This is a genomic window from Amorphus sp. MBR-141, from assembly GCF_053628695.1.
On the sequence record NZ_JBRJGW010000007.1, the window covers coordinates 188,646 to 215,006 of the forward strand.

Sequence of the window (26,361 nt, forward strand, 5' to 3'; positions counted from 1 at the left end):
CACAAACCGAGACCGATAATGACCGGACAGCACCGTTCAGAGTTTCCGGCGCACATTGCCGATTCTCCCTTTCAGCGTCTCGCCGCGCTCATCGCCGGCGAGACCCCCGGAGCGACGCCGATCGATCTTGCGGTCGGCAACCCGCGCCATCCGATTCCGCCGTTCGTGGCCGAGACGATCGCCGCGAACGTGCGCGGCTATGGCGACTACCCGGCGATCCGCGGCACCGAGGCCTTTCGCACCGCCGTGGCCGGCTGGCTCGACGGGCGCTTCACGCTGTCCGGGCTGATCGATCCCGAGACCGGTGTCCTTCCCCTCAACGGCAGCCGGGAGGGCCTCTATTTCGCGACCATCGGCGCCGATGCCTATTTGAAGAAGCCCGGCGACCGGCCCGTCGTCCTCGTTCCCAACCCGGGCTATCCGGCCTATTCGGTCGGGGCATTCGCCGTCGGCGCCGAGATCGTGGCCTACGACGCCGCCACGCCGCACGGCGTGATGCCCGACTGGGACGCGCTCGGCACGGACCTGCTCGACCGGGCCATCGCGGTGTTCGTGGCCTCGCCTTCCAATCCGCAAGGCGCGCTCGCCGGCAAGGCCGACTGGGCCGACCTCCTCACGCGCGCCGACACGCACGACTTCATGGTGTTTTCCGACGAGTGCTATTCGGAAATCTACCGCACCACGGTGTCGCCGCCGGCGGGCGCGCTGGAGGCGGCGGCCGAGCGCGGCAGCGCCGCGCGCATCGTGGTCTTCAACTCGCTGTCGAAGCGCTCGAACCTCCCCGGCCTGCGCTGCGGCTTCGCCGCCGGCGATCCCAAGTTCCTCGCCAACTGGGCACGCCTGCGCAATCTCGCCGCGCCCCAGGTGCCGACCCCCGCTCAGGCGGTCGCCGCGGCCGCCTACGGCGACGAGGCGCACGTGGCGGACAACCGCCGTCTCTACGATGCCAAGTTCGCGCTGGCCGAAGCCGCGCTGGGTGATGTCTTCACCCGCCTGACGCCGCCGGCCGGCTTCTTCCTCTGGCTCGACGTATCGCCCTTCGGCGCCGACCCGGAGGTGTGCCGCCGCATGTGGACCGAAGCCGGCGTCCGGGCGGTGCCCGGATCCTACCTCGGCGCGCCCATGGCCGACGGAACCAACCCGGGCGAGGGGTTCGTGCGGATCGCGCTGGTCCAGGACGAGTCCACGACCGAGGAGGCGCTCGCACGCCTCGCCGACCTGTTCAGGAGCCGTTGATGACGATGCTGCGCGCCTTGCCGCTCAACGATCTCTTCGACCATCCCGTCGTCGAAGCCCTGGCTGGCCCGGTCTCGCGCGCCATCGGCGCGGCGCTGATCCTGCTGTCCATCGGGTTGATTGCGGCGCTGGCCAGCTGGTCGGTGACCGATCCGAGCCTCAGCTATGCTGCCGACGTGCCCATCCACAACTGGATGGGCTGGACGGGTTCGGTGACCGCCGATCTTCTGATGCAGACGGTGGGGCTTGCTGCCCCGCTCGTTCTCGTGCTGCCGCTGACGGTTGCGGCCCGCCTTCTGCGGCGCCGGCCGATCCATCTTCACTGGACGCGCTTCGCGTTCACGCTGCTGGCCGTGGCGACGGCCGCCGGCGCGCTGGCGTTGCTGCCCCCGCCGGCCAGCTGGCCGCTGCCCACCGGACTCGGCGGCGCCCTCGGCGACGGCGTCATCAGCCTTGTCGCGGCTCCGTTCGGCGCTGCATCCGGCCTGCCGGGCATGCTGGCGCTCGTCGCGCTCGCGGTTGCGGCCATCTTCTGCCTGCGCCGGGCGGCGGCCCCCCGGCCGCGCCACCGTCTGGCGGCGGCGGCCGTCGAATCGCGCGGCCTGGGCATCCGCAGGTCGATCCCGAAAGAGGAGATGCAGCGCTCGAGCCGTCGTCCGGCGATCGTCGTTGAGGAGCCGGACGCCGAGGATGACGATGCCGACGCGGGCGACGGCCGGTTCAGCGCCTTCGCCGGCCAGGCCACCCACTGGCTGCTGTCGACGAAGGCCCGCCTCCGCCGCAATTTCGGGCGCGAGGACGCCCCGCGGCAGCCACAGCAGCGGCTGCGCACCGGTTCGAAGCTGCGCGACGCGCTGCTCAACGTCACCGAGACCGAGGACGCCTTCGAACTCGTTGCCGAGGACGATGCGGCTCAGCGTCCGCGCCGGCCGCGCGTCGAACCCCGCTTCGACCTTGGCGCCTGGTCCGACGATGTCGCGGATGCGGTCGCCGACGTTCGAGATGGCAGGGGGGACGCGGTCGACTTCGACGGACCGTACGACACCGACCACGATCCGTTCGAGGATGACGACGAGCTGGACGCGCCGCCGTTCGAGACCAATCCGCAGCCGGGCCGTGGAGCGCGCGCGACCGCTGTCGAGCCGCCATCGCAGACGACCCGCGTTGTGCCTCCGGCCGGTCCCGCAAAGGCGGGCCGCCGCATCATCCGCGAGGCGCAGCCGTCGCTGCTGCGCAACCCGGGCGAATACGAGCATCCGCCGCTCGGCCTGCTGACGCCGCCGCCGGCCGGACGCCGCGATACCGGGATGACGCCGGAGGCGCTGGAGCAGAACGCGCGCATCCTCGAAGGGGTACTCGACGACTTCGGCGTGCGCGGTGAGATCATCAACGTGCGTCCCGGCCCGGTCGTGACGCTCTACGAGCTTGAGCCCGCGCCGGGCATCAAGTCGTCGCGGGTGATCGGCCTTGCCGACGACATCGCCCGGTCGATGAGCGCGATCTCGGCCCGCGTGGCCGTCATCTCCGGCAAGAACGCCATCGGCATCGAACTGCCGAACGAGCGCCGGGAGACGGTCTTCCTGCGCGAACTGCTGGCTTCGGCCGATTTCGAGAAATCGAAGGCGCGGCTGCCGCTGGCCCTCGGCAAGACCATCGGCGGCGAATCGGTCATCACCGATCTCGCGCGGATGCCGCATCTGCTCGTCGCCGGCACCACCGGCTCGGGCAAGTCGGTGTCCATCAACACCATGATTCTGTCGCTGCTCTACCGGCTCACGCCCCAGCAGTGCCGGCTGATCATGGTTGATCCCAAGATGCTCGAACTCTCCGTCTATGACGGCGTGCCGCATCTGCTGACGCCTGTCGTCACCGACCCCAAGAAGGCCGTGGTGGCGTTGAAGTGGGCCGTCCGGGAAATGGAAGAGCGCTATCGCAAGATGGCGAAGCTCGGCGTGCGCAACATCGACGGCTACAACAACCGTCTTGCCGAAGCGGAGAAGAAGGGCGAGGTGCTGACCCGCGTCGTGCAGACCGGTTTCGACAGGGAAAGCGGCGAGGCGATCTTCGAGGAAGAAACGCTCGACTTCGAAGCGATGCCCTACATCGTCATCATCGTCGACGAGATGGCCGACCTGATGATGGTGGCCGGCAAGGACATCGAGGGCGCGATCCAGCGTCTTGCCCAGATGGCGCGTGCCGCCGGCCTGCACCTGATCATGGCGACCCAGCGGCCGTCGGTCGACGTCATCACCGGCACCATCAAGGCGAACTTCCCGACCCGCATCTCCTTCCAGGTGACGTCGAAGATCGACAGCCGCACCATCCTGGGCGAGCAGGGCGCCGAACAGCTGCTCGGCCAGGGCGACATGCTGTACATGGCCGGCGGCGGCCGCATCCAGCGTGTCCACGGCCCGTTCGTCTCCGATGAGGAGGTCGAGGAGATCGTCGCCCATCTGAAGGCGCAGGGTGTGCCCGACTATCTGGAGCAGGTTACCGAGGAGGACGGCGAGAGCGGCCAGGCCTCCTTCGACACCGGCGTGGACAACATGGCGGAATCCGACGACGTCTATGACAAGGCGGTCGCCGTGGTGCTGCGCGACCGCAAGGCCTCGACCAGCTACATCCAGCGCCGACTCTCGATCGGCTACAACCGCGCCGCCTCGATCATCGAGCGCATGGAGGACGAGGGCCTGGTGGGGGCTGCCAACCACGCGGGCAAACGCGAGATTCTGGTGGGTGATCCGGAGGGGGCGGACCAGTGATGCTGCCGCAACTTCGTCAAATCTGGGGGGTATCAACCGTAGCAACAGCGCGCCCAACGGCCGGAAACGGTCGCGCGCAGCTGATTCGATTCAGGAGACATTCCGCAATGAACGGCACTTCGAAGCGCCATAATTCGCATGGCGGCCCGGGGTTCTGGATTCGCATCGCGGCCGTCGTCGCAGCGTTGACCGGACTGACGATCGCGGCCTCCGCCGCACGGGCCGAGACCTCCGCCGACGAGGCGCTGCAGGGCATCAACCAGTACTTCAACGGCATTCAGACCATGCGCGGCGAGTTCGTGCAGATCGGCCCGGACGGCGGACGCACCGACGGGCAGTTCGCCCTGAAGCGTCCCGGTCTCGTGCGCTTCTTCTACAATCCGCCCTCCCAGCTCGACATCATCGCCGACGGCACCTCGGTTGCCGTGCGCGACCGCAAGCGCGCCACCCAGGACATCTGGCCGCTGAATCGCACACCGTTGCGCTTCTTGCTGTCCGACCAGATCGACCTGACCAAGGATGCCAAGGTCTCCCGGGTGGAGGTCCGTCCCGACGTGGTCGACGTCACCATCCACGAGGACACGGCGTTCGGCGACGGTACGCTGACGCTGACCTTCGACCGGGGAACGGACGAACTGAAGCAGTGGGAAGTGGTGGATGCCCAGGGGCAGCGCACTCAGGTGTCAATCTACAACGTGGCACTCGACCGGCCGGTAGACAACGATCTGTTCAAGATCGACTACACGGTCATCCGCGAAGGCGTGAACAATCGCCGCTAATTGAGACCTGAAGTCTCAGCCGATCGAGCCGGCCTGCAAGGGCGAAGAGGCCGCTTGTCGGCCGGATTCGCCGATGGCAAAGTCGGCGCATGATCAGCCCGCGCAAAAGCTACGAACCCGGTCACCAGCGGAAGTTCCTGGTGGTCATCGACGAGACGCCGGAGTGCGATCGCGCCGTCGTCTACGCCGCCCGCCGCGCCGAGCACACCGGCGGGAAGCTCACGCTCCTCTACGTCATTTCTCCCGGCGAGTTCCAGCATTGGCTCGGCGTCGAGACGATCATGCGCGAGGAGAAGGAGGAGGAGGCGGCCGCCACTCTCTCCCGCTTCGTCGACCGCGCCCGCGCGGTGGCGAAGGTGGACCCCGAGACGGTCATCCGCGAAGGGGCGCGTGCCGAGGAAATCCGCAACCTCATCGACGAGGACGTCGACATCGCCATCCTCGTCCTCGCCGCCGGCACGGGGTCGGACGGGCCGGGCCCGCTGGTGACGTCGGTGGTAAGCGCGTCGAGCGGATTTCACATCCCGGTCACCATCGTTCCGGGGGATCTGTCGGATGAGGACATCGGCGGCCTCGCCTGAGACAGGACGGGCACGCCGCGATCAGAAGCGCCTCGACCCTTGACCGGAAGGGCCGCCCCGACAAGACCGGGCGCTGCTGCCGGCATTCGCTGCTGGCAACCGCACGGGTTCCAAAGTAGATGTCGATCCTGCGACCAGCGGCCTGGTGTCGGGGCCGCCGACGGCGGAGCGCGCCTCCGCCCGGGGATCATCTTCGGGAGGGGCACCAATGGCTGACGCCAACGAGCACCAGTTCTATGTGGGTCCGGAAACGGTGGTCGAGAACGCGACCGTGAAGGTCATGGGCATCGCCAAGGTCGACGGCGAAGTCCATGGCGTGCTGCAGGCAACCCATCTGATCGTCGGCGAAACCGGGCGCGTCACCGGCACAGTGGCTGGCGAGACCGCGGATGTCATGGGGACGGTCGAGGGCACCGTCGACCTTTCCGGGCAGCTTGCGGTGCGCTCGACCGGCCTGGTCGAAGGTCGGGTGAGTTACGGGTCGCTTTCGGTGGAAGCGGGTGCGCGGCTCGTCGGCGATCTCGCCAACGGCCAGTCCGCAGCAGCGGGCGGCAGTTCCGCACCCTCGTCCTGGCGCCCTTCGCGCGTGCCGAAATCCACCGTCAGATCGTCGTCGCGCACCACGGACGAAATCTGACCGGAGCGGCCTTGCAAAAAGCGGCTGCGGGAGACGACGTTAAGGCCGCAAACATCTTTTCGCCCTCAGGTGACGCGAAGTGCGTCTGACGGCAGGCGTTGGAAGCAGGCGGCCGTCGCCTGCCCATCAGGAAACGAGGCGGGGAACCATGGCGAAGGCGCCGAAGTCCAGCGAACCGGCCAGGCGGCGGTCCATCATCTGCGCGGCGCGCAGCGGCGGGCAGGGCAAGACCACCGTCGCCCAGCTGATCCACACCGTCTGCCAGCGCAACAACATCCCGCACACGCTCTATTCGGCCGATTTCCTCGGGCGCGACGCGCGCTCAAAGCTCGGCAAGCTCTATCCGGGCCGGGTGACCGAGCTGGGGATCGGCGCGACCTTCCAGGACGTGAAGACGAGCGACGACATGAATCGCTCCATCCGCTACTGGGACCGTCTCGGCGACGTGCTGGTGGAGGGCGGCGCGGTGATCGATCTCGGCGCCAACGTCATCGACCGGGTTCTCGACTGGGCGGAGCAGCGCCACGCCGCCACCGTGCTGCAGAAGCGCGGTGCGCCGGGCCTCGACGCCTGTGTCGTCTGCAAGTCGACCATGCATTCGGTCGACCAGGCGGTGAGCCTCGCCGGCACCTTCCTGGAAGGTCGGCTGTTTCCCCTCGGCCGCATCTTCGTGATCATCAACGAGGCGGACGGCAAGGTGCTGAGCGAGCCCGCGCGCGAGAAGCTGCTGGCGCTGGCCGCGCACCCGGAAGTGGACATCATCCGCCTGCCGTTCTGCGATTCGGAAGTCTGGCGTCTGACCGAACTCAACGAGGAGCCGCTGTTCGAGGCGCTCGAATGGGATCCGGAAGAGCTGGTCGAGCGCTACGACATCGACATCTGGGAGGCGACGTCGGGGCTTGCCGAAATGCGGGCCTGGTTCGAAGTCTTCGAGAAGAAGGCGTTTGCGTCGGGACTGCTTGGCGACCAAGCCGCCGGCGGACCGGCGGTGGCGGACGAGGCCGAAGACGATCCGTTCTCGGCCAACGACTGATCCCGCCGCGACGGATGGAGGCACCGGCCCGTCGCTTCTGCTCTTGAAGCCGGGGCGTCGGCACCCGATAACAGGTCCATGTTCCGGTCCATCAGTGCGGCCTTGAACCGCAACGGAGGTACCATGTTTATCCAGACCGAACCCACTCCCAATCCGCAGACCCTGAAGTTCCTGCCCGGCGAGACCGTGCTCGGCGACGGGACGCGCGAATTTCGCTCTCTCGACGACGCCGAAACCTCGCCGCTGGCCCAGCGCCTGTTCGCCGTTCCCGGCGTCACCGGCGTGTTCCTGGGCGCCGACTTCGTGTCGGTGACGAAGGACGAGCAGGACTGGCAGCATCTCAAGCCGGCCATCCTCGGCGCGATCATGGAGCACTACCTCTCGGATGCGCCGGTGATCGTGGAAGGCAGCGTCGAGACCGTCGGCGATGAGTTCTACGAGCCGAAGGACGAGGCCACCGTCGCGACGATCAAGGAGATCCTCGACGAGCGCGTCCGCCCGGCGGTTGCCAACGATGGTGGCGACATCACCTTCCGGGGCTTCCGCGACGGCGTGGTCTTCCTGTCGATGCGCGGCGCGTGTGCCGGTTGCCCGTCCTCGACGGCGACACTGCGCATGGGCATCGAAAACCTGATGCGCCACTTCCTGCCGGAAGTTCAGGAGGTCCGGGCCGTCGAGGCCTGACCTCCTACGTGCCTTGCTCCGTGTGAAACGTCTGCGCCCGCGTCGGGTCGCTCCGGACCGACGCCTCGCCATGGGTATGTCCTGCCGGCGCGGCGCGGCGGGATCGGTGGAATATGTGACCGGATGGATGTGCCCCGGCCGCGCAAATAGGCTATAGCGGGCACCGCCGTTGCCGGTGCGGGCGTTGCGCGCGCGCCGGATTTCCAAGTCGTTCCGGGTCTGGTGAAGCCGATGCACGTCCTCGTCCTCGACACGGCGCTCGACGCCTGCCAGGCGGTCGTCGGCAGCGCGGAGGGGGTTGAAGCCCATGAGCGCCTCATGCCCGCGGTGGGACAGTCGGAGACGATCGTCGCGCTCGCCGATCGGGCATTGGCTGCGGCAGGCCTGACCTATTCGGACATTGGACGCATCGGCGTGGTGGTGGGCCCGGGCAGCTTCACGGGCCTGCGCATCGGCGTCGCTGCTGCCCGCGGCCTCGCGCTCGTCGTCGGCTGCCCGGTGGTCGGTATTTCCAGTCTGGCTGCGATCGCTGCGGGCGCGCGGATGGGTGCCGGGCAGGCGTGCGCAGCCGCGATCGATGCGCGCCACGGCGCCGTCTACGCGCAGCTGTTTGGACCCGGCCTGGTTCCGGCCGGCGCAGCGGCCCATGTGCCGATCGACGCGTTCGCCGCCACGATCCCCGAGAACGCTGTGCTCGTCGGCTCGGGAGCGGCTTTCCTCGCCGAGGCCATCGCCGCCGCCGGTGGCGTGCCGGGGCCCGTGGACCCTGCGGGAGCGCCCGAGGTGGCCGCCCTCGTCGAGCTCGCGCTTGCCGCCCGGCCGCCGTTCGCGCCCGCCCGCCCCAGCTATCTGAAGGCGCCGGACGCCAAACCCGCGGTCCCGATCGCCGGAGCGCGGCGATGATCGGGTTCCTGTGGACAGCGCTGCCGCGGGTGATCGAGGAGGCGACCGTCGACGACATTTCCGTCATCGCCGAGATCCACCGCGCGTCGTTCACCCAGGAGTGGACCGCCGACGAGATCGCCGCGCTCGTGTCGACCCCTGGCGTGAGCGTGCTTGTCGCACGGCGCGCGTCCTGGTGGACCAGCACGCGCCCCGTCGGATTTCTTCTCCTGCGCACCGTCGCCGACGAGGCGGAGATTCTCACCGTCGCGGTGCATCCGTCCAACCGGGGTGGCGGGACCGGGCGGAGCCTCGTCGCCGAAGCGCTGCGCCGGCTCTATCGCGAGCGCATCGACCATGTCTTCCTCGAGGTGGCCTTCGACAACGCCCCGGCGCTTGCAATCTACCGCGGGCTCGGCTTCAGGATGGTGGGCGAGCGGCCGGCCTATTATTCGGGAGCGGACGCGAACGGCGGGCTGGCGCTTGTCATGCGCTGCGATCTTGGCTAATCGCGCCAGATGGGTCGCCGATTGCCGCTCGCGCGACCGGGGGGCCGGTGACGGGAAACGGAACACAGCGATCGCCGGGACGGCGGATTTCGGCAGGTGCCGGGCGATCCGTTCCCCCCGCGAACCGGGAGATTGGCCGGTGGCCGAAGAGGACAGCCGTAGCGAACCGTCTCTCGAGGAGCAGTGCGTCGCCAAGGGGATGCGGATGACGGAGCAGCGCCGCGTCATCGCGCGCGTCATCGAAGCGTCGTCCGACCATCCCGACGTCGAGGAATTGCATCGACGCGCTGCCGACGTCGATTCGCGCATTTCGATCTCGACGGTCTACCGCACGGTGAAGCTGTTCGAGGACGCCGGCATCATCGAGCGTCACGATTTCCGCGACGGGCGGTCGCGGTATGAATCCGTGCCCGACGAGCACCACGACCATCTGATCGACCTTCGTACCGGCCGGGTGGTGGAGTTCCGGCACGAGGAGATCGAACTCCTTCAGGAGAAGATCGCCCGAGAACTCGGTTTCCGGCTGGTGGATCACCGGCTCGAACTCTACGGTGTTCCCCTCGACGATCCGGCCAAGAAGACGCGCTGACGCTCATGGGTGTGATCCGGGCCATTCTGATTATCCTGTCGCTGACCGTGGTCACGCTGGTGCTGATCCCGGCGCAGTACATCGCGCTGTGGACGGGCTCGCGGCGCGCCGAGCGCATCCCGATGACGTGGCATCGCATTGCCACCCGGCTGCTCGGCATCCGCGTCGTCCAGCGCGGCGCACCGTCCGCCGCCCGTCCGTTGATGATTGCCGCGAACCACGTCTCCTGGCTCGACATCGTCGTGCTCGGATCGCTGATGCCGCTCTCCTTCATCGCCAAGGCCGAAGTGGCGAAATGGCCGGTGTTCGGCCTGTTCGCCAAGCTGCAGCGCACGATCTTCGTCGACCGCACCCGCCGCCACGCCACCGGCGCCGTCGCCGGAAAGATCGCCGAGCGCCTGCGCCTCGGCGACGTGATGGTGCTGTTCGCCGAGGGCACCTCTTCGAGTGGCACCTTCGTGCTGCCGTTCCGCACCGCGCTGATCGGCGCGGCGAAGGAGGCGGTGGCCGCCGAGAACGACCGGATCTGGGTGCAACCACTGGCCATCGCCTACACCCGCCTCCACGGCCTGCCGCTCGGGCGCTACCGCCGGCCGATCGTCGCCTGGTACGGCGATATGGACATGGCGCCGCACCTCTGGGGCATCCTGAAGAAGGGCCCCCTGGACGTGGAGATCACCTGGGGGGAGGCCGTGCCGTTCGGCCCGGGTAGCGACCGCAAGGAAATCGCGCGCAAGGCCGAGGAGATCGTTCGAAGCGCGACGGTGCGGGCCCTGACCGGCCGCAGCGAGAAGGCCGCCGTGCCAGCGCTGGGACCGGCTTGACGAAACGATCGTAGCGACCGCGCGAGCCTCTCCGTGGCCGGTCCGCCGAGCTTGCTTTCGGCAGCGATTGCGGGGACCCTTCCCCATGGTTTCAAATCGCCCGCTGCAGGAGTCCGATTCGGTGCGCCGCTGGCATCGCACCCGGCGCTGGCTCTACATCGCGATCGCGGTATGTGCAGTCTTGGCGCTCGGCGCACTGACCGCGCTGGACGTCGTCGGAGCGGTTTATCGGTACGCACACGCGGCACCGGGCGGGGCCTTCTCGCACATCGTCAATCTGAGCATCGTGACGACGCTGGCGCTCATCGCCGTGCTTGCGGTCTATTCGCACGATCTCCGGCGCGAAGTGGCGCGGCGCCAGGAGGCGGAAGGGACCGCCGTCCAACTGGCGCTCTACGATCCCCTCACGGGGCTGCCGAACCGTCGCTATTTCCTGCAGATCTTCGATTGGTGGCTGGAGACCGCGGCAGCCGACGGCACCCAGCTGACGCTGGTGGTGCTCGACCTCGACCGCTTCCGGTCGATCAACGACCTCTACGGACACAGCGGCGGCGACGTGCTCCTGCAGGAGGTGGCCAAGCGCATCCGCAAGGTGGCGCGCGCGCCCCACTTCGTGGCCCGGCTCGGCGCCGACGAATTCGCCATCCTGATCGTCGGCGGGGGAGAGGAGGGCGACATGGTGCGCACGGTGCGCCGCCTCCTCAAGGAGACGCGCAAGCCGATCAGCATCACCGGCGTGGAGCTGACGATCACGGCCAGCATCGGCATCGCCATCTACCCGCGCGACGGGACGAGTCGCGAAGTCCTTCTGCAGCGCGCCGACCTGTCGATGAGCCGGGCGAAGGCCGGCGGCCGGAACACCTACGCCTCGTTCGATTCCGACGTCGATCTGGAGATCCGCCACCGCCTGTCGCTGGAGGCGGATTTGCCGAAGGCGCTGGAGAGCGGTTCCATCGTTCCCTACTTCCAGCCGTTCGTGGATTTCGGCAGCGGGCAGATCGTCGGCTTCGAGGTGCTGGCGCGCTGGCACCATCCGGTTCACGGACGGTTGGGCGGCGAGGTGTTCATCCCGCTGGCGGAAGATGCGGGCCTCATCGACCAGGTCTTCGCCCTCGTTCTCGACGAGGCCTGCCGCGCCGCTGTGGAATGGGAGGGCAGATTGACCATCGCCGTCAACGCCTCGCCCCTGCAACTGGGCGAGCGCGCCCTGGTGACCACCGTGCTCGACAGCCTGGAGCGCACCGGGCTGCCGGCCCGTCGTCTGGAGATCGAAATCACCGAAAATGCCCTCGTGCAGGACTTTCCTCTGGCGCTCGAAATCGTATTGGCGCTGAAGTCCGTCGGCATCGCGATCGCTCTCGACGATTTCGGTACCGGCTACTCCAATCTGCGGCACCTGCACGAGCTGCCCATCGACAAGATCAAGATCGATAAGTCCTTTATCCGGCGTCGCGGCACGGAAGACGTCTCCGAGACCGTCGTGGACCTCGTGGTGGCGCTCGGCCACAGCCTGGGCCTCAAGGTGACGGCCGAGGGGGTGGAGACCCTGGATGACGCGCTGTGGCTGAAGGAGCGGGGCTGCGATCTCGGACAGGGCTATCTGTTCTCCGAAGCCGTGCTTGCCCGGGATGTGCCGGCCCTGCTGGCGGCGACGGGGCAGTCGAGGTCCAGGGCCGTCCTGTGAGTGTGCTTTCCGCGCCAAGGTCTCCGCAAATTGCGCCGAATGGCGGTCCGAGACTGGATTGTGACGGCCTGCGCCCTTGCGTTCGTCCCCATTCTGCGGCACCCCGGAGGGACGAGCAGAAGCGGTGGTGATGACGGGAACAAAGCGCGTATTCATCAAGAGCTATGGCTGTCAGATGAACGTCTATGACGCAGAGCGCATGGGCGAGGCACTGGCGACAGAGGGCTATCTTCCGGCTGCGACCGTGGAGGATGCCGATCTGGTGCTCTTGAACACCTGCCACATCCGGGAAAAGGCGGCCGAAAAGGTCTATTCCGAACTGGGCAGGATGCGGATCCTGAAGGAAGAACGGAAGGCTGCGGGCGGCGATCTCACCGTCGGTGTGGCCGGCTGCGTGGCACAGGCCGAAGGCGACGAGATCGTGCGGCGTGCGCCGTCGGTCGACTTCGTCGTCGGTCCGCAGGCCTATCACCGGCTGCCGGATCTGCTGCGCCGGTCGCGGGCCCGTCCGGGGGTGGTCGACATCGAGTTTCCGGCCGAGGACAAGTTCGACGCGTTGCCGCGAAGGACTAAGCCCGGCCTGATCGCGCGCGGGCCCACCGCGTTCCTCACCGTCCAGGAAGGCTGCGACAAGTTCTGCGCCTTCTGTGTGGTGCCGTACACGCGCGGCGCCGAGATCTCCCGCCCGGTGTCCAAGATCCTCTCCGAGGCGCGCGACCTGGCGGCGGCTGGCGTGCGCGAGATCACGCTGCTCGGCCAGAACGTCAACGCCTATCACGGGGAGGGACCCGACGGCCGGATCTGGGATCTCGCACGGCTGGTGCACGCGCTTGCCGAAATCGCGGGCCTGGCGCGGCTGCGCTACACCACCAGCCATCCCCGCGACATGACCGACAGCCTGATCGAGGCGCACCGCGACCTGCCGGCCCTGATGCCCTACCTGCATCTGCCGGTGCAGTCGGGGTCCGACCGGATCCTGGCGGCCATGAACCGCCGCCACGTCGCCGACGACTATCTGCGGCTGATCGATCGGATCAGGACGGTGCGCCCCGATATCGCGCTGTCGGGCGACTTCATCGTCGGGTTTCCCGGAGAGACCGACGCCGATTTCGAGGACACGATGCGCCTCGTCGAGACCGTCGGCTACGCGTCCGCCTATTCGTTCAAGTACTCGCCGCGGCCGGGTACGCCGGCCGCCGGTCGGGACGACCAGGTGCCGGATGTCGTGATGAACGAGCGCCTTCAGCGTCTGCAGGCGCTTCTCAACGCCCAGTCGGATGCCTTCAACCGGTCGATGGTCGGCCGCACCTTCGACGTTCTGCTCGAAAAGCCTGGACGGAGGTCGGGACAGATCACCGGCCGTTCGCCCTATCTGCAACCGGTTCACCTTTCCGCGCCGCACGGCGCCATCGGAGAGATCATGCCGATTACCGTTACGGAAGTTGCCGGACACAGCCTGTTCGCCGAGCCGGCCGGGTCCGCCCGCGCCCCTTCGCCCCTCGCATCGCTCGGGGGCGCCGCTTGACCGCGGGCAAGCGCTCCACGGCCGGGCGGCCCATCGTGCCGGCCTCCGACATCACCCACATCGTTCTCGCATTCGACGACAACCGGCTTGCCGGCGCGCTCTTCGGCCAGTTCGACCAGAACCTCGCGCTGATCGAGCAGCGGCTGGGGATCGAGGTGGTCGCACGCGGCAACCAGGTGACGATCAAGGGACTGCACGACGCCTGCGAAACCGCGCGCACCGCGCTGGAGTCCCTCTACCACCGGCTGAAGAAGGGGCACGACCTGGAGCCGGGCGACATCGAGGGTTCGCTGCGGATGGCGCAGGCCTCCGAAGGCCAGCTCACCCTGCCGACGCTCGAGCAGGATGGACGGCTCGCCCTCGCGCAGGTCTCCACCCGCAAGCGCACCGTCGTCGCGCGCACGCCTACCCAGGACGCCTATATCCGGGCCATGGACCGGGCCGACCTGATCTTCGGGCTTGGACCGGCAGGAACCGGCAAGACCTTCCTGGCCGTCGCCTATGCGGCCACGCTGCTGGAGCGCGGCGACGTTGCGCGCCTCATCCTGTCGCGACCTGCCGTCGAAGCCGGCGAGCGGCTCGGCTTCCTGCCCGGCGACATGCGCGAGAAGATCGATCCCTATCTGCGGCCGCTCTACGACGCGCTGTACGAGATGATGCCGCCGGAAAAGGTCGAGCGGGGGCTCACGTCGGGCATGATTGAAGTGGCGCCGCTCGCCTTCATGCGCGGCCGCACGCTCTCCAACGCCGTGGTGATTCTCGACGAGGCGCAGAACACCACGTCGATGCAGATGAAGATGTTCCTGACGCGTCTCGGCGAGAATTCCAAGATGATCGTCACCGGCGACCCGAGCCAGGTCGACCTGCCGCCGGGTCAGGTTTCCGGTCTCCGCGAGGCAGTGTCGCTCCTCGACGGGGTCGAGGGCATTGCCACGATCCGCTTCACCGACGCCGACGTAGTGCGTCATGAGCTCGTTGCGCGCATCGTCCGCGCCTACGACCAGTCCAGCCGCGATGCACTGGCTCAGCGCGAGGAGGACCGGCGCCCGAAGGCCGCCACTCCGTCTGCCCATGCGACGCCGGGTCGGAAGGAGCCGTGACGGGACATGAGGCATGCGTGCCCGCAACGGTCTCGGCCGAGATCGTGCGGGAGACGGACGCCTGGCCGGCCGAGGACGCACTCCAGCGGATCTGCGATGAGGCGATCGCTGTAGCCTGCAAGGCTGGCGACATCTCCGTGCCGGATAATGCCGGCGTGGCGATCCTGTTCTCCGACGATGCACACGTCCGCCGGCTCAATGCCGGGTTTCGCGGTCAGGACAAACCGACCAACGTCCTGTCTTTTCCGGCTTCCGGGGATGGCGGCTTCGGCGAGGCGTCCCATCTAGGTGACATCGTTCTCGCCTTCGAGACGGTCGTCGCGGAGGCCGAGAGCGGTGGCACGCCCTTCGACCATCACGTCACCCATCTCGTCATGCACGGATTTCTGCATGTTCTCGGCTATGATCACGTCGACGATGACGAGGCCGCGGCGATGGAGCGACTGGAGACTCTGGCGCTGGCCGAACTCGGGATCGCCGATCCCTATGCCGACGACGGCTAGATGACGATGACTTCAGGCGTGTCCCTCCCATCGGCAAGGGCTACAGGACGACGCGTTAATCGTTGCAGGGCGCAGTTGCGCTCCAGCGGTGAAATCGAGCATCCTTGCAACGCAAGGCTCAACTGCGTTCGCGCTCTGGTCATACGATTGTGGCAGGGCGTACTAAATGAGATGTTCGAACCCCGTCCGGTTCCCGGGCCGGGTTCACGCCAGACGCCGACAGACCGGCCGCTGGCAATGGAGTGACGGACTCAACTGGAATGAACGACGAACCACAGAGTACCGGCGCGGCCGAGCCGCGCCTGCAAGACCCTGATCCGGACGGTCCCGAGACCGCCGAGGATGCGAGTTCGGGGCCCGAACGGTCGCAGGACGGATGGCTCGAGCGCCTGCGCTCGGCCGTCGGGTTCAAGACCAACGGGTCCCTGCGCGAAAATCTCGCGTCGGCCCTCGCCGAAGAGGACGATGGCCCGGCTGCGTTCACGCCGGAAGAGCGGCGGCTGTTGCGCAACATCCTGCACCTGCGGGAAGTGCGCGTCGACGACGTCATGGTCCCGCGCGCCGATATCGATTCCATCGACGAACGCGTGGCGCTGGCGGAACTGCTGAAGCTGTTTCGCGAGGCCGGCCATTCGCGCATGCCGGTCTACCGCGAGACCCTCGACGACCCCATCGGCATGGTCCACATCAAGGACGTCATGTCCTACATCGCCGAGCGCGCCAGCACGCTCGAGGCCGAAGGCCCGGCGTTGGACCTGCGTCAGGTCGATCTCGGCACGGCCCTGTGCGACATGGGGATCATTCGGCCGGTGCTGTTCGTACCGCCGTCGATGCCGGCCGCCGACCTGATGGCGAAGATGCAGGCGACGCGCATCCAGATGGCCCTGGTGATCGACGAATACGGCGGCACCGACGGTCTGGCGTCCCTGGAGGATCTGGTCGAGACGGTCGTCGGCGACATCGAGGACGAGCACGACGATTCCGAAGAGCCGATGATCGCCCGCATCGGCGACGACGTCTGGCTGGCGGACGCGCGCGTCGCCCTCGACGACGCCCAGGAGGAAATCGGCAGCGATTTCGTCGTCGGTGAGCATGGCGACGACGTCGATACCCTCGGGGGGCTGATGTTCACCCTGCTTGGCCGGATTCCGGTTCGCGGCGAGCTGATCTCGACGCCGCAGCTTCCGGGTTTCGAGTTCGAGGTGCTCGACGCCGATCCCCGGCGCATCCGCCGACTGCGTCTCTACCGCCGCCGGCCTTCCGTGCGTGGGAGTCGCAAGCGGGTCGAAACCGCCGCACGGGCTCCGGAGCCTGCCGACACGTGATCAGGGAAGGGCCGGCCGCCGGGCCGACGGTGTCTCCCGTCCGTCCGCTGCCGGCCCTTTTCGCGGTGCCAGGCTGGCCGCGCCGGCTGCTGGCGTTTGCGGCAGGTGCCGGTTCGGCCGCCTCGCTGCCGCCGCTCAATCTTTCCGTCATCCTGCTGCTGACCCTGCCGATCCTCGTGCTGCTGCTCGACGGAGCCGCCCGCGAAGCATCGCCACGGCGCCGTCTCGTGGCGGCCGGCTGGATCGGCTGGTGGTTCGGCTTCGGCTATTTTCTCCTCGGGCTGTGGTGGATCGGCAGCGCGTTCCTGGTGGAGGCGGCCGCGTTCGGATGGATGATCCCGTTCGCGGTGACGGGTCTGCCCGCCGGCCTCGCGCTGTTCTCCGCCGTTGCCACCGTCCTCGCCGCGCTGCTTTGGATGCCGGGCCCAGGGCGGGTCGTTGCGCTCGCGGTCGGCTTCGCCGCCGCCGAATGGCTGCGTGGCCACATCCTGACCGGCTTTCCCTGGAACGGCTTCGGCTACGCGCTGGCAGTAAACGAGGCGACCATGCAGGGCGCCGCGCTGGTGGGTGCCTACGGCCTCGCCTTCCTCGCCGTGCTGATCTTCGCGGCGCCCGCCATGCTGGTCTCGGGCGGCCGGTTCATGGGGCGGCGCGGCACGGCTGCCTGCATCGCGGCGCTGGCCGTGCTGGGCGGGCTCTACGGCTACGGAACCCTCCGCCTGGCGGACGGCGGCGCCGCCACTCCCGCCGCACCTGCCACGCCGCTGCGCATCGTCCAACCGTCGATCGACCAGACCGAGAAGTGGAACCCGGAGCTGCGCAGCCAGGTCTTCGAGACCTATCTCGCGCTGTCGGAGGAACCGCCGGCCGGCGGCGGTGATCTCCCGGACAACCTTCTCGTGATCTGGCCGGAATCGGCGATCCCGTTCTTCCTGTCGGACGCCCCGCTGGCGGCGGAGGCGATCGGCGACATCCTGCCCGAGGGCGGCCGGTTGCTGACCGGAGCGGTGCGTCACCAGCCGCGGAAGTCCGATCCGGCCGTCACCGACTATTTCAACAGCATCCTCGAGGTCACGCGCGATGGAACCGTTCGGCCGCTCTACGACAAGGTTCACCTGGTCCCGTTCGGCGAATATCTGCCGTTCCAGGACTTTCTCGAGCGCGTCGGTCTGCGGCAGCTGACGGAACTCCCCGGCGGCTTCTCCGCCGGCCACGACCGGGTCACACTGCATCTCGACGGCCTGCCGTCCGTCGGTCCGCTCATCTGCTACGAGATCATCTTTCCCGGCGCGGCAGTCGATCCGAGGGACCGGCCGGCATGGCTGCTGAATGTGACGAACGACGCCTGGTTCGGCCGTACGCCGGGGCCCCACCAGCACCTGCTCCAGGCGCGCGTGCGCGCCGTCGAGGAGGGGGTGCCGGTCGTTCGCGCCGCGAACACCGGGATTTCCGCGCTCGTCGATCCCTATGGCCGCGTCCTCGACCGGCTCGGGCTGGATGAAACCGGCGTCATCGACGCGGATCTCCCCGCCGCCATCGCGCCGCCGCCCTATGCCCGGTTCGGCGATCTCCCGCTGTTTGCGGCCCTCGCGCTCTCGGCACTCGGCCTCGGTTGCGCACGCCGGAGTTGCGCTCGCGGGCCGGGAGATTGACGAACCGCCCCGCGGATGGACATTATCCGCGACCCGCCGGGCCTATGCGATGCAACATAGCTGGGGTGTTCACGCGTTCCGGTGGCAGGAAGGACGAATCCGCCATGGCTCTGAAGAAGACGCCGAATCCCGTCGATGTGTACGTCGGCAGTCGCGTGCGGATGCGGCGGATGATGATGTCGATGAGCCAGGAGCGGCTGGGCGAACAACTGGGCATCACGTTCCAGCAGATCCAGAAGTACGAGAAGGGCTCGAACCGGATCGGGGCCAGCCGGCTGCAGGAGATCGCGCGGGCGCTGCAGGTGCCGGTGGCATTCTTCTTCGAGGACGCGCCGGGCGGCGCGGGTGATCAGCCCGGCTTCGCCGAAGGGCAGTCGGCGAGCTATGTGACCGATTTCCTCACGTCCAGCGAAGGCGTTGCCCTCAACCGGGCGTTCGCGCGCATCGCCGATACCAAGGTCCGCCGCCGCGTCATCGATCTCGTCGAGGCACTCGCCGACAAGCCCTCTGAATAGCGCTTCAGCCGACCTTAACTCCGCCCTATCTGCGCAGGAACGCTGGAAGACTTGCGGCTTGACCGGCCTCTCTATCCTTGTCACATAGCCCGTCACCAACCTGTGCCGTATTCTCGGCACTCGCGCCGAATCTCCGTCCAACGGCGCGCCATGCGAGGATCAGATCGTGCCGCACGATACCTATCTCTTCACCAGCGAATCCGTTTCCGAGGGACACCCCGACAAGGTGTGTGACCGCATTTCGGACACCGTGGTGGATGCCTTCCTCTCGGAGATGCCGGAAGCGCGCGTGGCGTGCGAAACGCTGGCGACGACGAACCGGGTCGTGATCGCCGGCGAGACGCGCGGACCCGAGACCATCACCCACGACTACATCGCGCATCTGGCGCGGCTCGCCATCCGCGACATCGGCTACGAGCAGGATGGCTTCCACTGGCAGCACGCCAAGATCGACGTGCACCTGCACGCCCAGTCGGCGGACATCGCCCAGGGCGTCGATTCCGCCGGCAACAAGGACGAGGGTGCCGGCGACCAGGGCATCATGTTCGGCTATGCCTGCCGCGAGACGCCGGAGCTGATGCCGGCGCCGATCTACTATTCCCACAAGATTCTCAAGCTCCTCGCCGATGCCCGCAAGAGCGGCCGCGAGCCGGCGCTCGAGCCGGACGCCAAGAGCCAGGTGACGATCGCCTACGAGAAGGGCAAGCCGGTCCGCTGCACCCAGGTTGTGCTGTCGACCCAGCACACCGGCGATCTTTCCTCCCATGACGTGCGCAGCATCGTCGAGCCCTACATCATGGCCGCGCTGCCCGACGATTGGGTGAACGAGGACACCGTCTGGCACGTCAACCCGACCGGCAAGTTCATCATCGGTGGGCCAGATGGCGACTGCGGCCTCACCGGCCGCAAGATCATCGTCGACACCTATGGCGGTGCCGCGCCCCACGGCGGCGGCGCCTTCTCCGGCAAGGATCCGACGAAGGTCGACCGCTCCGCCGCCTATGCCGCCCGCTATCTGGCGAAGAACGTCGTTGCCGCCGATCTGGCCGACCGCTGCACCATCCAGCTCGCCTACGCGATTGGCGTGTCCGAGCCGCTGGCCGTGTACGTCGACCTGCACGGCACCGGCAAGGTGTCGGAAACCGCGGTGGAGAAGGCCTGCCGGCAGGCCATGAACCTGACGCCGCGCGGCATTCGCGAGCACCTTAAGCTCAACCGCCCGATCTATGCCCGCACCTCGGCGTACGGCCATTTCGGACGGGCTGCCGAATCCGACGGCGGCTTCTCCTGGGAGAACATCGACCTCGTTCATGCCCTCCGCGACGCCGCCCGCTGAAGCGGGCGCGTCGTCGCCCGACAAAGAGACACCGCTCCGCGCAGATGACGCGGAGCGGTCCCGCCGCACACTCTTCGGCCGCCGCAAGGGCCATCCGCTCACCGAGACGCGCGCGGCCCTGTTCGACACGGTGCTGCCGCGGCTCGCGTTTCCGCTCGACCAGGAGCGCATCGCGGACCCGAGGAGCCTCTTTCCCGACCCCGTCGACGCGATCCGTGTCGAGATCGGCTTCGGCGGCGGCGAGCATCTCATTCACGAGGCGAAGCGCCGCCCGAACGACGGCTTCATCGGCTGCGAGCCGTTCCTCAATGGAATGGCCAAGGCGCTGGCGGCGGTGCAGGAGGCGGGTCTCACCAACGTGCGCCTGCATTTCGGCGATGCGGTGGATGTCCTCGACCGTTTGCCGGATGCCTCGCTTGCGCGGGTCGACCTGCTCTATCCGGATCCCTGGCCGAAGCGGCGCCACTGGAAGCGGCGATTCATTGCGTCCGAGCGGATTGCCAAGGTGGCACGCGTGCTGGCGCCGGGGGCTGTCTTCCGGGTGGCGAGCGACATCCCGTCCTACATCGACTGGACGCTGCTGCATCTCGTCGACGATCCGGCGTTCCGCTGGACCGCCCGGACCGCCGACGACTGGCGCAAGCCCTATCCGGGCTGGCCGGGCACGCGGTACGAGGCGAAGGCGCTCAAGGCCGGACGCACGCCCGCATACCTGACGTTCGAGCGGCTCTGAGGGCCGAGCATCGGACACAAAAAAGGGGAGCCGAGGCTCCCCTTTTTCATGATCGCTCGACGCTCAGGCGCCAAGCGTCAATCGCAGTGTGGCGGGCGCCCAGCCAGCGCGCGACCGCGCGCCGGCCGGTCAGGCAGCTCCGACCGGAGCGAGGCGGCAAAGCCGCTTCGCATGAGGACAAAGGGCCTCCCTCAGGTAATCCCGTAGGCCGCGATCGCCGCCAGGTTGACGATGTCGGAGTCCTTGGCGCCGAACGGCACGATCTGGACCGGCTTGTCGAGGCCGACCAGCAGCGGGCCCAGCACCATCGATCCGCCGAGCTCCTGCAGCGTTTTCGTCGTGATGGAGGCCGCGTCGAAGGTCGGCATCACCAGCACGTTCGCCGGTCCGGTGAGACGGCAGAACGGGTAGGCCGTGCGCATGGTCTCGGCGTTCAGGGCCACGTCGGCGGCCATTTCGCCATCGTACTCGAAATCGACACGGCGCGAATCCAGCAGTTTCACGGCTTCCTGGACGCGGCTGGCGCGCTCGCCCGGCGGGTGGCCGAACGAGGCGTAGGTGAGCAGCGCGACGCGGGGCTCGTAGCCCAGTCGGCGGGCGACGTGAGCTGCTTCCTCGGCGATGTCGGCAAGATCGACCGCGGTCGGGTCGTCGTGCACGGCGGTGTCGGCGACGAGCACCGTCCGGCCGCGGGCCAGCACCATCGAGATGCCGATCATGCAGTGGCCGGGCTTCGGCTCGATCACCCGGCGCACGGCTTCGAGCGCCACGGAATAGTTGCGGGTCACACCCGTCACCATGGCGTCCGCGTCCCCGAGGGCGACCATCAGCGCGCCGAAGAAGTTGCGGTCCTGGTTCACCAGCCGCTGGCAGTCGCGCAGCAGCATGCCTTTGCGCTGGAGCTTGGAGTAGAGGTACTCGGCGTAGTCGCGGTTGCGGCGCGACAGCGCCGCGTTGAGGACCTCAAGGCCCGGCTTGAGCTCGATGCCGGCTGCGAGCGCCTGCTCGCGCACGCGTTCCTCGCGGCCGATCAGGATGGCGGTGCCGAGCTCCTGGTTGACGAAGCTGGCGGCGGCCCGGATGACAGCCTCCTCCTCGCCTTCGGCGAAGACGACGCGCTTCGGCGACTGGCGGACCTTGGTGAAGATCCGCTGCAGCGAGCCCGCGACCGGGTCGCGGCGGGCCGACAGGGTCTCGGCGTAGGCCTTCATGTCGATGATGGGATGGCGGGCTACACCGGAGTCCATGGCGGCGCGGGCAACTGCTGGCGGAATCACCGAGATCAGCCGCGGATCGAACGGCACCGGGATGATGTATTCCCGGCCGAAGCGCGGCCGGTTGCCCTGGTAGGCCGCGGCCACCTCGTCGGGCACGTCCTCGCGGGCGAGCTTGGCGAGCGCCTCGGCCGCGGCGATCTTCATCTCCTCGTTGATGGCGGTGGCGCGCACGTCGAGCGCGCCGCGGAAGATGTAGGGGAAGCCGAGGACGTTGTTGACCTGGTTCGGGTAGTCCGAGCGGCCCGTCGCGATGATCGCGTCGTCGCGGATTTCGGCGACCTCTTCCGGCGTGATCTCGGGGTCGGGATTGGCCATCGCGAAGATGATCGGCTTCGGGGCCATCGACCGCACCATCTCGCGCGTCAGCGCCCCCTTCACCGAGACGCCGAAGAACACGTCGGCGCCGTCCATCGCCTCGGCGAGCGTGCGCGCGTCGGTCGGCACCGCATGGGCCGACTTCCACTGGTTCATGCCCTCGGTGCGGCCCTGGTAGATCGGGCCCTTGGTGTCGCACAGGATGACGTTGTTGTGGGGGACGCCCATCGCCTTGATCAGCTCGATGCAGGCGATGCCGGCCGAGCCGGCGCCGTTGCAGACGACCTTGATGTCCTCGAGCTTGCGGTCTGTCAGGTGCAGCGCGTTGATCAGGCCGGCCATGGCGATGATCGCGGTGCCGTGCTGGTCGTCATGGAAGACCGGGATGTCCATGATCTCGCGCAGCTGCTGCTCGATCAGGAAGCAGTCCGGGGCCTTGATGTCTTCCAGGTTGATGCCGCCGAACGACGGGCCGAGATAGCGCACGCAGTTGACGAACGCGTCCACGTCCTCGGTGTCGACTTCCAGGTCGATGCCGTCGATGTCGGCGAAGCGCTTGAACAGCACGGCCTTGCCTTCCATCACCGGCTTGGAGGCGAGGGCGCCGAGATTGCCGAGGCCGAGGATCGCCGTGCCGTTGGAAATCACCGCCACCAGGTTGCCGCGCGCGGTGTAGTCGAAGGCGCGATCGGGATTTTCCGCAATCGCCCGCACCGGCACGGCCACGCCCGGCGAATAGGCGAGCGACAGGTCGCGCTGGGTCGCCATCGGCTTGGTCGGCGTGATCTCCAGCTTGCCCGGCCGGCCACGCTGGTGAAACTGCAGCGCTTCCTGGTCGGTGAAGGCGGGGCGGGTGCGGCTTTTGGTGCCGTCGCTGCTCATGTTGTCGCGTTTCCTCGAAGTCCGGGATTTTGTGGCGTCTGAAATGTCGGTCCGCTGGGACATGCCGTCGGCTGGCGACCTTACTTGCCCGATAATGGCCTCACAAGCAGCGAGCGGCGGCGGCCCGCATCGCCGATGGCGAAAACCGTTGGAGGAACGACGGGCGGTCGGTGAAACCGAGGCCGCGGTTTGATAAGACCGGGGTCAAAGGGGACCGCCCATGGACGCTGACGCAAATCCCGCTCTCGCCCGGCCGACGCCGATGATGGAACAGTACATCGAGATCAAGGCAGCGAACCCCGACTGTCTGCTGTTCTACCGCATGGGCGACTTCTACGAGCTGTTCTTCGACGATGCCGTCGCGGCGTCGCGCTCGCTGGGCATCACGCTGACCAAGCGCGGCAAGCATCTCGGCGACGACATCCCGATGTGCGGGGTGCCGGTCCATGCCGCCGACGACTATCTCCAGAAGCTGATTTCGCTCGGCCACCGGGTCGCGGTCTGCGAGCAGACCGAGGATCCGGCCGAGGCGCGCAAGCGCGGCTCGAAGTCGGTGGTGAAGCGCGACGTGATCCGGCTGGTCACCCCCGGCACGCTCACCGAGGAAACGCTCCTCGACGCCGGCCGCGCCAACAATCTGCTGGCGCTCTCGCGGGTGAAGGCCGGCTCGGGCGGGGAGGACGCGACCTACGGGCTCGCCTGGATCGATATTTCGACGGGTGCGTTCCGGGTCGGCGAGACGAGCGGCGCGGCGCTGTCCGGCGAGATCGCGCGGATCGACCCGAGCGAGATCGTCGTCGCCGAGCAGGTGGCCCAGGAGCTGGAGGTCGCGGCCGCACTGTCCTATGCGCGCGGCGCGGTGTCGCCGGTGGCGCGCGCCCTGTTCGACGGCTCGACCGCCGAGGAACGCATCACCCGCTATTTCGCCGTCGCCACGCTGGACGCCTTCGGCACCTTCTCGCGCGCCGAGATCGCCGCGGCCGGCGCCGCGCTCGCCTATGTCGAAAAAACCCAGATCGGCTCGCGCCCGCCGCTCGATCCGCCGGTGCGCGATGCGGGATCGGCGACGCTCGCCATCGATCCGGCCACTCGCGCCAACCTGGAACTCACCCGCACGCTCTCCGGCGAGCGCAAGGGCGCGCTGCTGGCAGCCGTCGACCGCACCGTGACCGGTGCCGGCAGCCGGCTCCTCGCCGAGCGCCTGGCGAGCCCGCTGACCGACCCGGACGCGATTGCCGAGCGTCTCGACGCCGTCGGCTTCCTGCTCGGGGAGGAGACGCTGCGCACCGACCTGCGGGCGCAGCTCTCAGGCGTGCCGGACATGCCGCGCGCGCTCTCCCGGCTGGCCCTCGACCGGGGTGGGCCCCGCGATCTCGGCGCCTTGCGGGAAGGGCTGTCCACCGCAGGCGCCGTTGCCCGCGATCTCGACCGCGCGACGGATCCGCTGCCGGCGGAGCTCGCCGCCGTGCGGGAAGCGCTCGCGCGCCTGCCGGCCGCCCTGCTCGACGATCTCGAACGCTGTCTGGACGACGACCTGCCGATGCTGCTGCGCGACGGCGGTTTCGTGCGCCGGAGCGTCGATGCCGACCTCGACGAGGCCCGCACCCTGCGCGACGAGAGCCGCCGGGTCATCGCAACACTGCAGGCGACCTATGCCGAGGAAACCGGCATCCGGACGCTGAAGATCAAGCACAACGCGGTGCTCGGCTGGTTCGTCGAGGTGACGGCGCTCAACGCCGACCGGCTGATGGCGGAAGTCGCGACGGGGGACTCCAAGTTCCGGCATCGGCAGACGATGGCGGGCGCGATGCGCTTCACCACCGTCGAACTCGCGGAGCTGGAATCGGCGATCGCCAACGCCGCCGATCGCGCGCTCGCAATCGAAATGCGGATCTTTGCCGAGCTGAAGCGGGCGGTGGTCGACGCCGCCGACGCCATCAAGCAGGCGGCGGCGGGGCTCGCCCGGCTCGACGTCGCGGCCGGACTGGCCGAACTCGCGTCCGACCAGCGCTACGCGCGCCCCCATGTCGACCGCTCGCTGCGCTTCTGCATCGAAGGCGGCCGCCATCCGGTGGTGGAACAGGCGCTGGCCGCCGCCACCGCCGACCCGTTCGTGGCGAACGACTGCGACCTCTCGCCGGAAGGCGGCGGCGAGGCGGGGCGGATCGTGCTCGTCACCGGCCCCAACATGGGCGGCAAGTCGACCTTCCTCCGCCAGAACGCGCTGATCGCGATCCTCGCCCAGGCGGGCTCCTACGTGCCGGCGGACCGGTGCGAGATCGGCGTCGTCGACCGGCTGTTCAGCCGGGTGGGCGCCGCCGACGATCTCGCCCGCGGCCGCTCGACCTTCATGGTGGAGATGGTCGAGACGGCGGCGATCCTGAACCAGGCCGGCCCCCGCGCGCTGGTGATCCTGGACGAGATCGGCCGCGGCACCGCCACCTACGACGGCCTGTCGATCGCCTGGGCCGCCATCGAGCACCTGCACGAGGTGAATCGCTCCCGGGCACTGTTCGCCACCCATTATCACGAGCTGACCGCGCTTCCCGACCGGCTCGATCGCTGCGCCAACGTCACCATGCGGGTGAAGGAATGGAAGGGCGACGTGGTGTTCCTGCACGAGGTGGTGCCGGGCGCGGCCGACCGCTCCTACGGCATCCAGGTCGCCAAACTGGCCGGGCTGCCGAAGGCGGTGGTGGCGCGGGCGCGCGACGTGCTGGACCAGCTGGAGGCGAGCGACCGCAAGTCGGCGCGCGCCGACCTCGTCGACGATCTGCCGCTGTTCTCCGCCACCCTCCGCGCCACTCAGGCGGCCTCGGCGTCGTCGCTCAAGGACGATCCCCTGCGCACCGCGCTGGAGACAATCCATCCCGACGACATGAGCCCGCGCGAGGCGCTCGATGCCCTCTACCGGCTGAAGGCTGCGGCCGCGAAAGACAGATGACCGCGTCTGCAAGGCCGGATGCGTTGCTCCCGGCCGCGCCATCAGGCTAAAAGG

The 26,361-nt window shown here is 68.3% G+C and carries 22 protein-coding genes; 21 read left to right on the forward strand and 1 reads right to left on the reverse strand.

Annotated features, from left to right (window positions below):
• Nucleotides 1-18 precede the first annotated feature (18 nt).
• The 20 genes from ACSSVZ_RS12005 (at nucleotide 19) to trmB (ending at nucleotide 20,889) form a co-directional block, all read left to right on the forward strand.
• Nucleotides 19-1,236, forward strand: a complete 1,218-nt coding sequence (locus tag ACSSVZ_RS12005) for an aminotransferase class I/II-fold pyridoxal phosphate-dependent enzyme (protein WP_453970271.1) — start codon at nucleotides 19-21, stop codon at nucleotides 1,234-1,236.
• Complete coding sequence (locus tag ACSSVZ_RS12010; RefSeq protein WP_453970273.1) at nucleotides 1,236-3,998, forward strand: DNA translocase FtsK; 2,763 nt, start codon at nucleotides 1,236-1,238, stop codon at nucleotides 3,996-3,998. Before ACSSVZ_RS12005 ends, ACSSVZ_RS12010 begins: the two co-directional genes overlap by 1 nt.
• A gap of 107 nt (nucleotides 3,999-4,105) precedes the next feature.
• The gene (locus tag ACSSVZ_RS12015; protein ID WP_453970275.1) at nucleotides 4,106-4,777 is read left to right on the forward strand and encodes a LolA family protein; all 672 of its coding nucleotides are present in this window, start codon (nucleotides 4,106-4,108) and stop codon (nucleotides 4,775-4,777) included.
• A gap of 89 nt (nucleotides 4,778-4,866) precedes the next feature.
• Nucleotides 4,867-5,358 carry a universal stress protein gene (locus tag ACSSVZ_RS12020; protein WP_453970276.1) on the forward strand — a complete coding sequence of 164 codons (492 nt, stop codon included), beginning with the start codon at nucleotides 4,867-4,869 and terminating at the stop codon, nucleotides 5,356-5,358.
• Nucleotides 5,359-5,566: 208 nt separating this feature from the next.
• Nucleotides 5,567-5,995, forward strand: a complete 429-nt coding sequence (locus ACSSVZ_RS12025) for a bactofilin family protein (RefSeq protein ID WP_453970277.1) — start codon at nucleotides 5,567-5,569, stop codon at nucleotides 5,993-5,995.
• A 148-nt stretch (nucleotides 5,996-6,143) separates the two neighbouring features.
• Nucleotides 6,144-7,028, forward strand: a complete 885-nt coding sequence (locus ACSSVZ_RS12030) for a hypothetical protein (RefSeq protein WP_453970279.1) — start codon at nucleotides 6,144-6,146, stop codon at nucleotides 7,026-7,028.
• 123 nt (nucleotides 7,029-7,151) lie between these two features.
• The gene (locus tag ACSSVZ_RS12035; RefSeq protein WP_453970280.1) at nucleotides 7,152-7,712 is read left to right on the forward strand and encodes a NifU family protein; all 561 of its coding nucleotides are present in this window, start codon (nucleotides 7,152-7,154) and stop codon (nucleotides 7,710-7,712) included.
• A gap of 231 nt (nucleotides 7,713-7,943) precedes the next feature.
• Entirely contained in the window at nucleotides 7,944-8,615 is a 672-nt protein-coding gene (gene tsaB / locus ACSSVZ_RS12040; RefSeq protein WP_453970282.1) for a tRNA (adenosine(37)-N6)-threonylcarbamoyltransferase complex dimerization subunit type 1 TsaB, read from the forward strand.
• The gene (locus tag ACSSVZ_RS12045) at nucleotides 8,612-9,103 is read left to right on the forward strand and encodes a GNAT family N-acetyltransferase (RefSeq protein ID WP_453970283.1); all 492 of its coding nucleotides are present in this window, start codon (nucleotides 8,612-8,614) and stop codon (nucleotides 9,101-9,103) included. Before tsaB ends, ACSSVZ_RS12045 begins: the two co-directional genes overlap by 4 nt.
• 205 nt (nucleotides 9,104-9,308) lie before the next feature.
• Nucleotides 9,309-9,692, forward strand: coding sequence for a Fur family transcriptional regulator (locus tag ACSSVZ_RS12050; RefSeq protein WP_453970432.1), 384 nt, complete (start codon nucleotides 9,309-9,311; stop codon nucleotides 9,690-9,692).
• Nucleotides 9,693-9,697: 5 nt separating this feature from the next.
• The gene (locus ACSSVZ_RS12055; protein ID WP_453970285.1) at nucleotides 9,698-10,516 is read left to right on the forward strand and encodes a lysophospholipid acyltransferase family protein; all 819 of its coding nucleotides are present in this window, start codon (nucleotides 9,698-9,700) and stop codon (nucleotides 10,514-10,516) included.
• An 85-nt stretch (nucleotides 10,517-10,601) separates the two neighbouring features.
• Entirely contained in the window at nucleotides 10,602-12,200 is a 1,599-nt protein-coding gene (locus ACSSVZ_RS12060) for a putative bifunctional diguanylate cyclase/phosphodiesterase (protein WP_453970287.1), read from the forward strand.
• 130 nt (nucleotides 12,201-12,330) lie between these two features.
• Nucleotides 12,331-13,725 carry a tRNA (N6-isopentenyl adenosine(37)-C2)-methylthiotransferase MiaB gene (gene miaB / locus ACSSVZ_RS12065; protein WP_453970288.1) on the forward strand — a complete coding sequence of 465 codons (1,395 nt, stop codon included), beginning with the start codon at nucleotides 12,331-12,333 and terminating at the stop codon, nucleotides 13,723-13,725.
• On the forward strand, nucleotides 13,722-14,825 hold the full coding sequence (locus tag ACSSVZ_RS12070; RefSeq protein WP_453970289.1) for a PhoH family protein: 1,104 nt from the start codon (nucleotides 13,722-13,724) through the stop codon (nucleotides 14,823-14,825). The genes miaB and ACSSVZ_RS12070 overlap by 4 nt, the downstream gene beginning before the upstream one ends.
• A 17-nt stretch (nucleotides 14,826-14,842) precedes the next feature.
• Entirely contained in the window at nucleotides 14,843-15,328 is a 486-nt protein-coding gene (ybeY, locus tag ACSSVZ_RS12075) for an rRNA maturation RNase YbeY (protein ID WP_453970291.1), read from the forward strand.
• Nucleotides 15,329-15,588: 260 nt separating this feature from the next.
• Entirely contained in the window at nucleotides 15,589-16,653 is a 1,065-nt protein-coding gene (locus tag ACSSVZ_RS12080) for a hemolysin family protein (RefSeq protein WP_453970293.1), read from the forward strand.
• Entirely contained in the window at nucleotides 16,650-18,305 is a 1,656-nt protein-coding gene (gene lnt, locus ACSSVZ_RS12085) for an apolipoprotein N-acyltransferase (protein ID WP_453970294.1), read from the forward strand. The genes ACSSVZ_RS12080 and lnt overlap by 4 nt, the downstream gene beginning before the upstream one ends.
• Before the next feature lie 104 nt (nucleotides 18,306-18,409).
• Nucleotides 18,410-18,820, forward strand: a complete 411-nt coding sequence (locus ACSSVZ_RS12090; protein ID WP_453970295.1) for a helix-turn-helix domain-containing protein — start codon at nucleotides 18,410-18,412, stop codon at nucleotides 18,818-18,820.
• Between the two features lie 166 nt (nucleotides 18,821-18,986).
• Complete coding sequence (gene metK / locus ACSSVZ_RS12095; RefSeq protein WP_453970296.1) at nucleotides 18,987-20,156, forward strand: methionine adenosyltransferase; 1,170 nt, start codon at nucleotides 18,987-18,989, stop codon at nucleotides 20,154-20,156.
• Nucleotides 20,131-20,889 (forward strand): tRNA (guanosine(46)-N7)-methyltransferase TrmB, encoded by a 759-nt coding sequence (trmB, locus tag ACSSVZ_RS12100; protein ID WP_453970297.1) that lies wholly within the window; start codon nucleotides 20,131-20,133, stop codon nucleotides 20,887-20,889. The genes metK and trmB overlap by 26 nt, the downstream gene beginning before the upstream one ends.
• A gap of 191 nt (nucleotides 20,890-21,080) precedes the next feature.
• Here trmB and ACSSVZ_RS12105 read toward each other — a convergent pair whose 3' ends face one another.
• Entirely contained in the window at nucleotides 21,081-23,363 is a 2,283-nt protein-coding gene (locus ACSSVZ_RS12105) for an NADP-dependent malic enzyme (RefSeq protein WP_453970299.1), read from the reverse strand.
• A gap of 220 nt (nucleotides 23,364-23,583) precedes the next feature.
• On the opposite strand from ACSSVZ_RS12105, the gene mutS reads away from it, so the two are divergent.
• Nucleotides 23,584-26,307, forward strand: a complete 2,724-nt coding sequence (mutS, locus tag ACSSVZ_RS12110) for a DNA mismatch repair protein MutS (RefSeq protein WP_453970300.1) — start codon at nucleotides 23,584-23,586, stop codon at nucleotides 26,305-26,307.
• The last annotated feature ends 54 nt before the right edge of the window (nucleotides 26,308-26,361 follow it).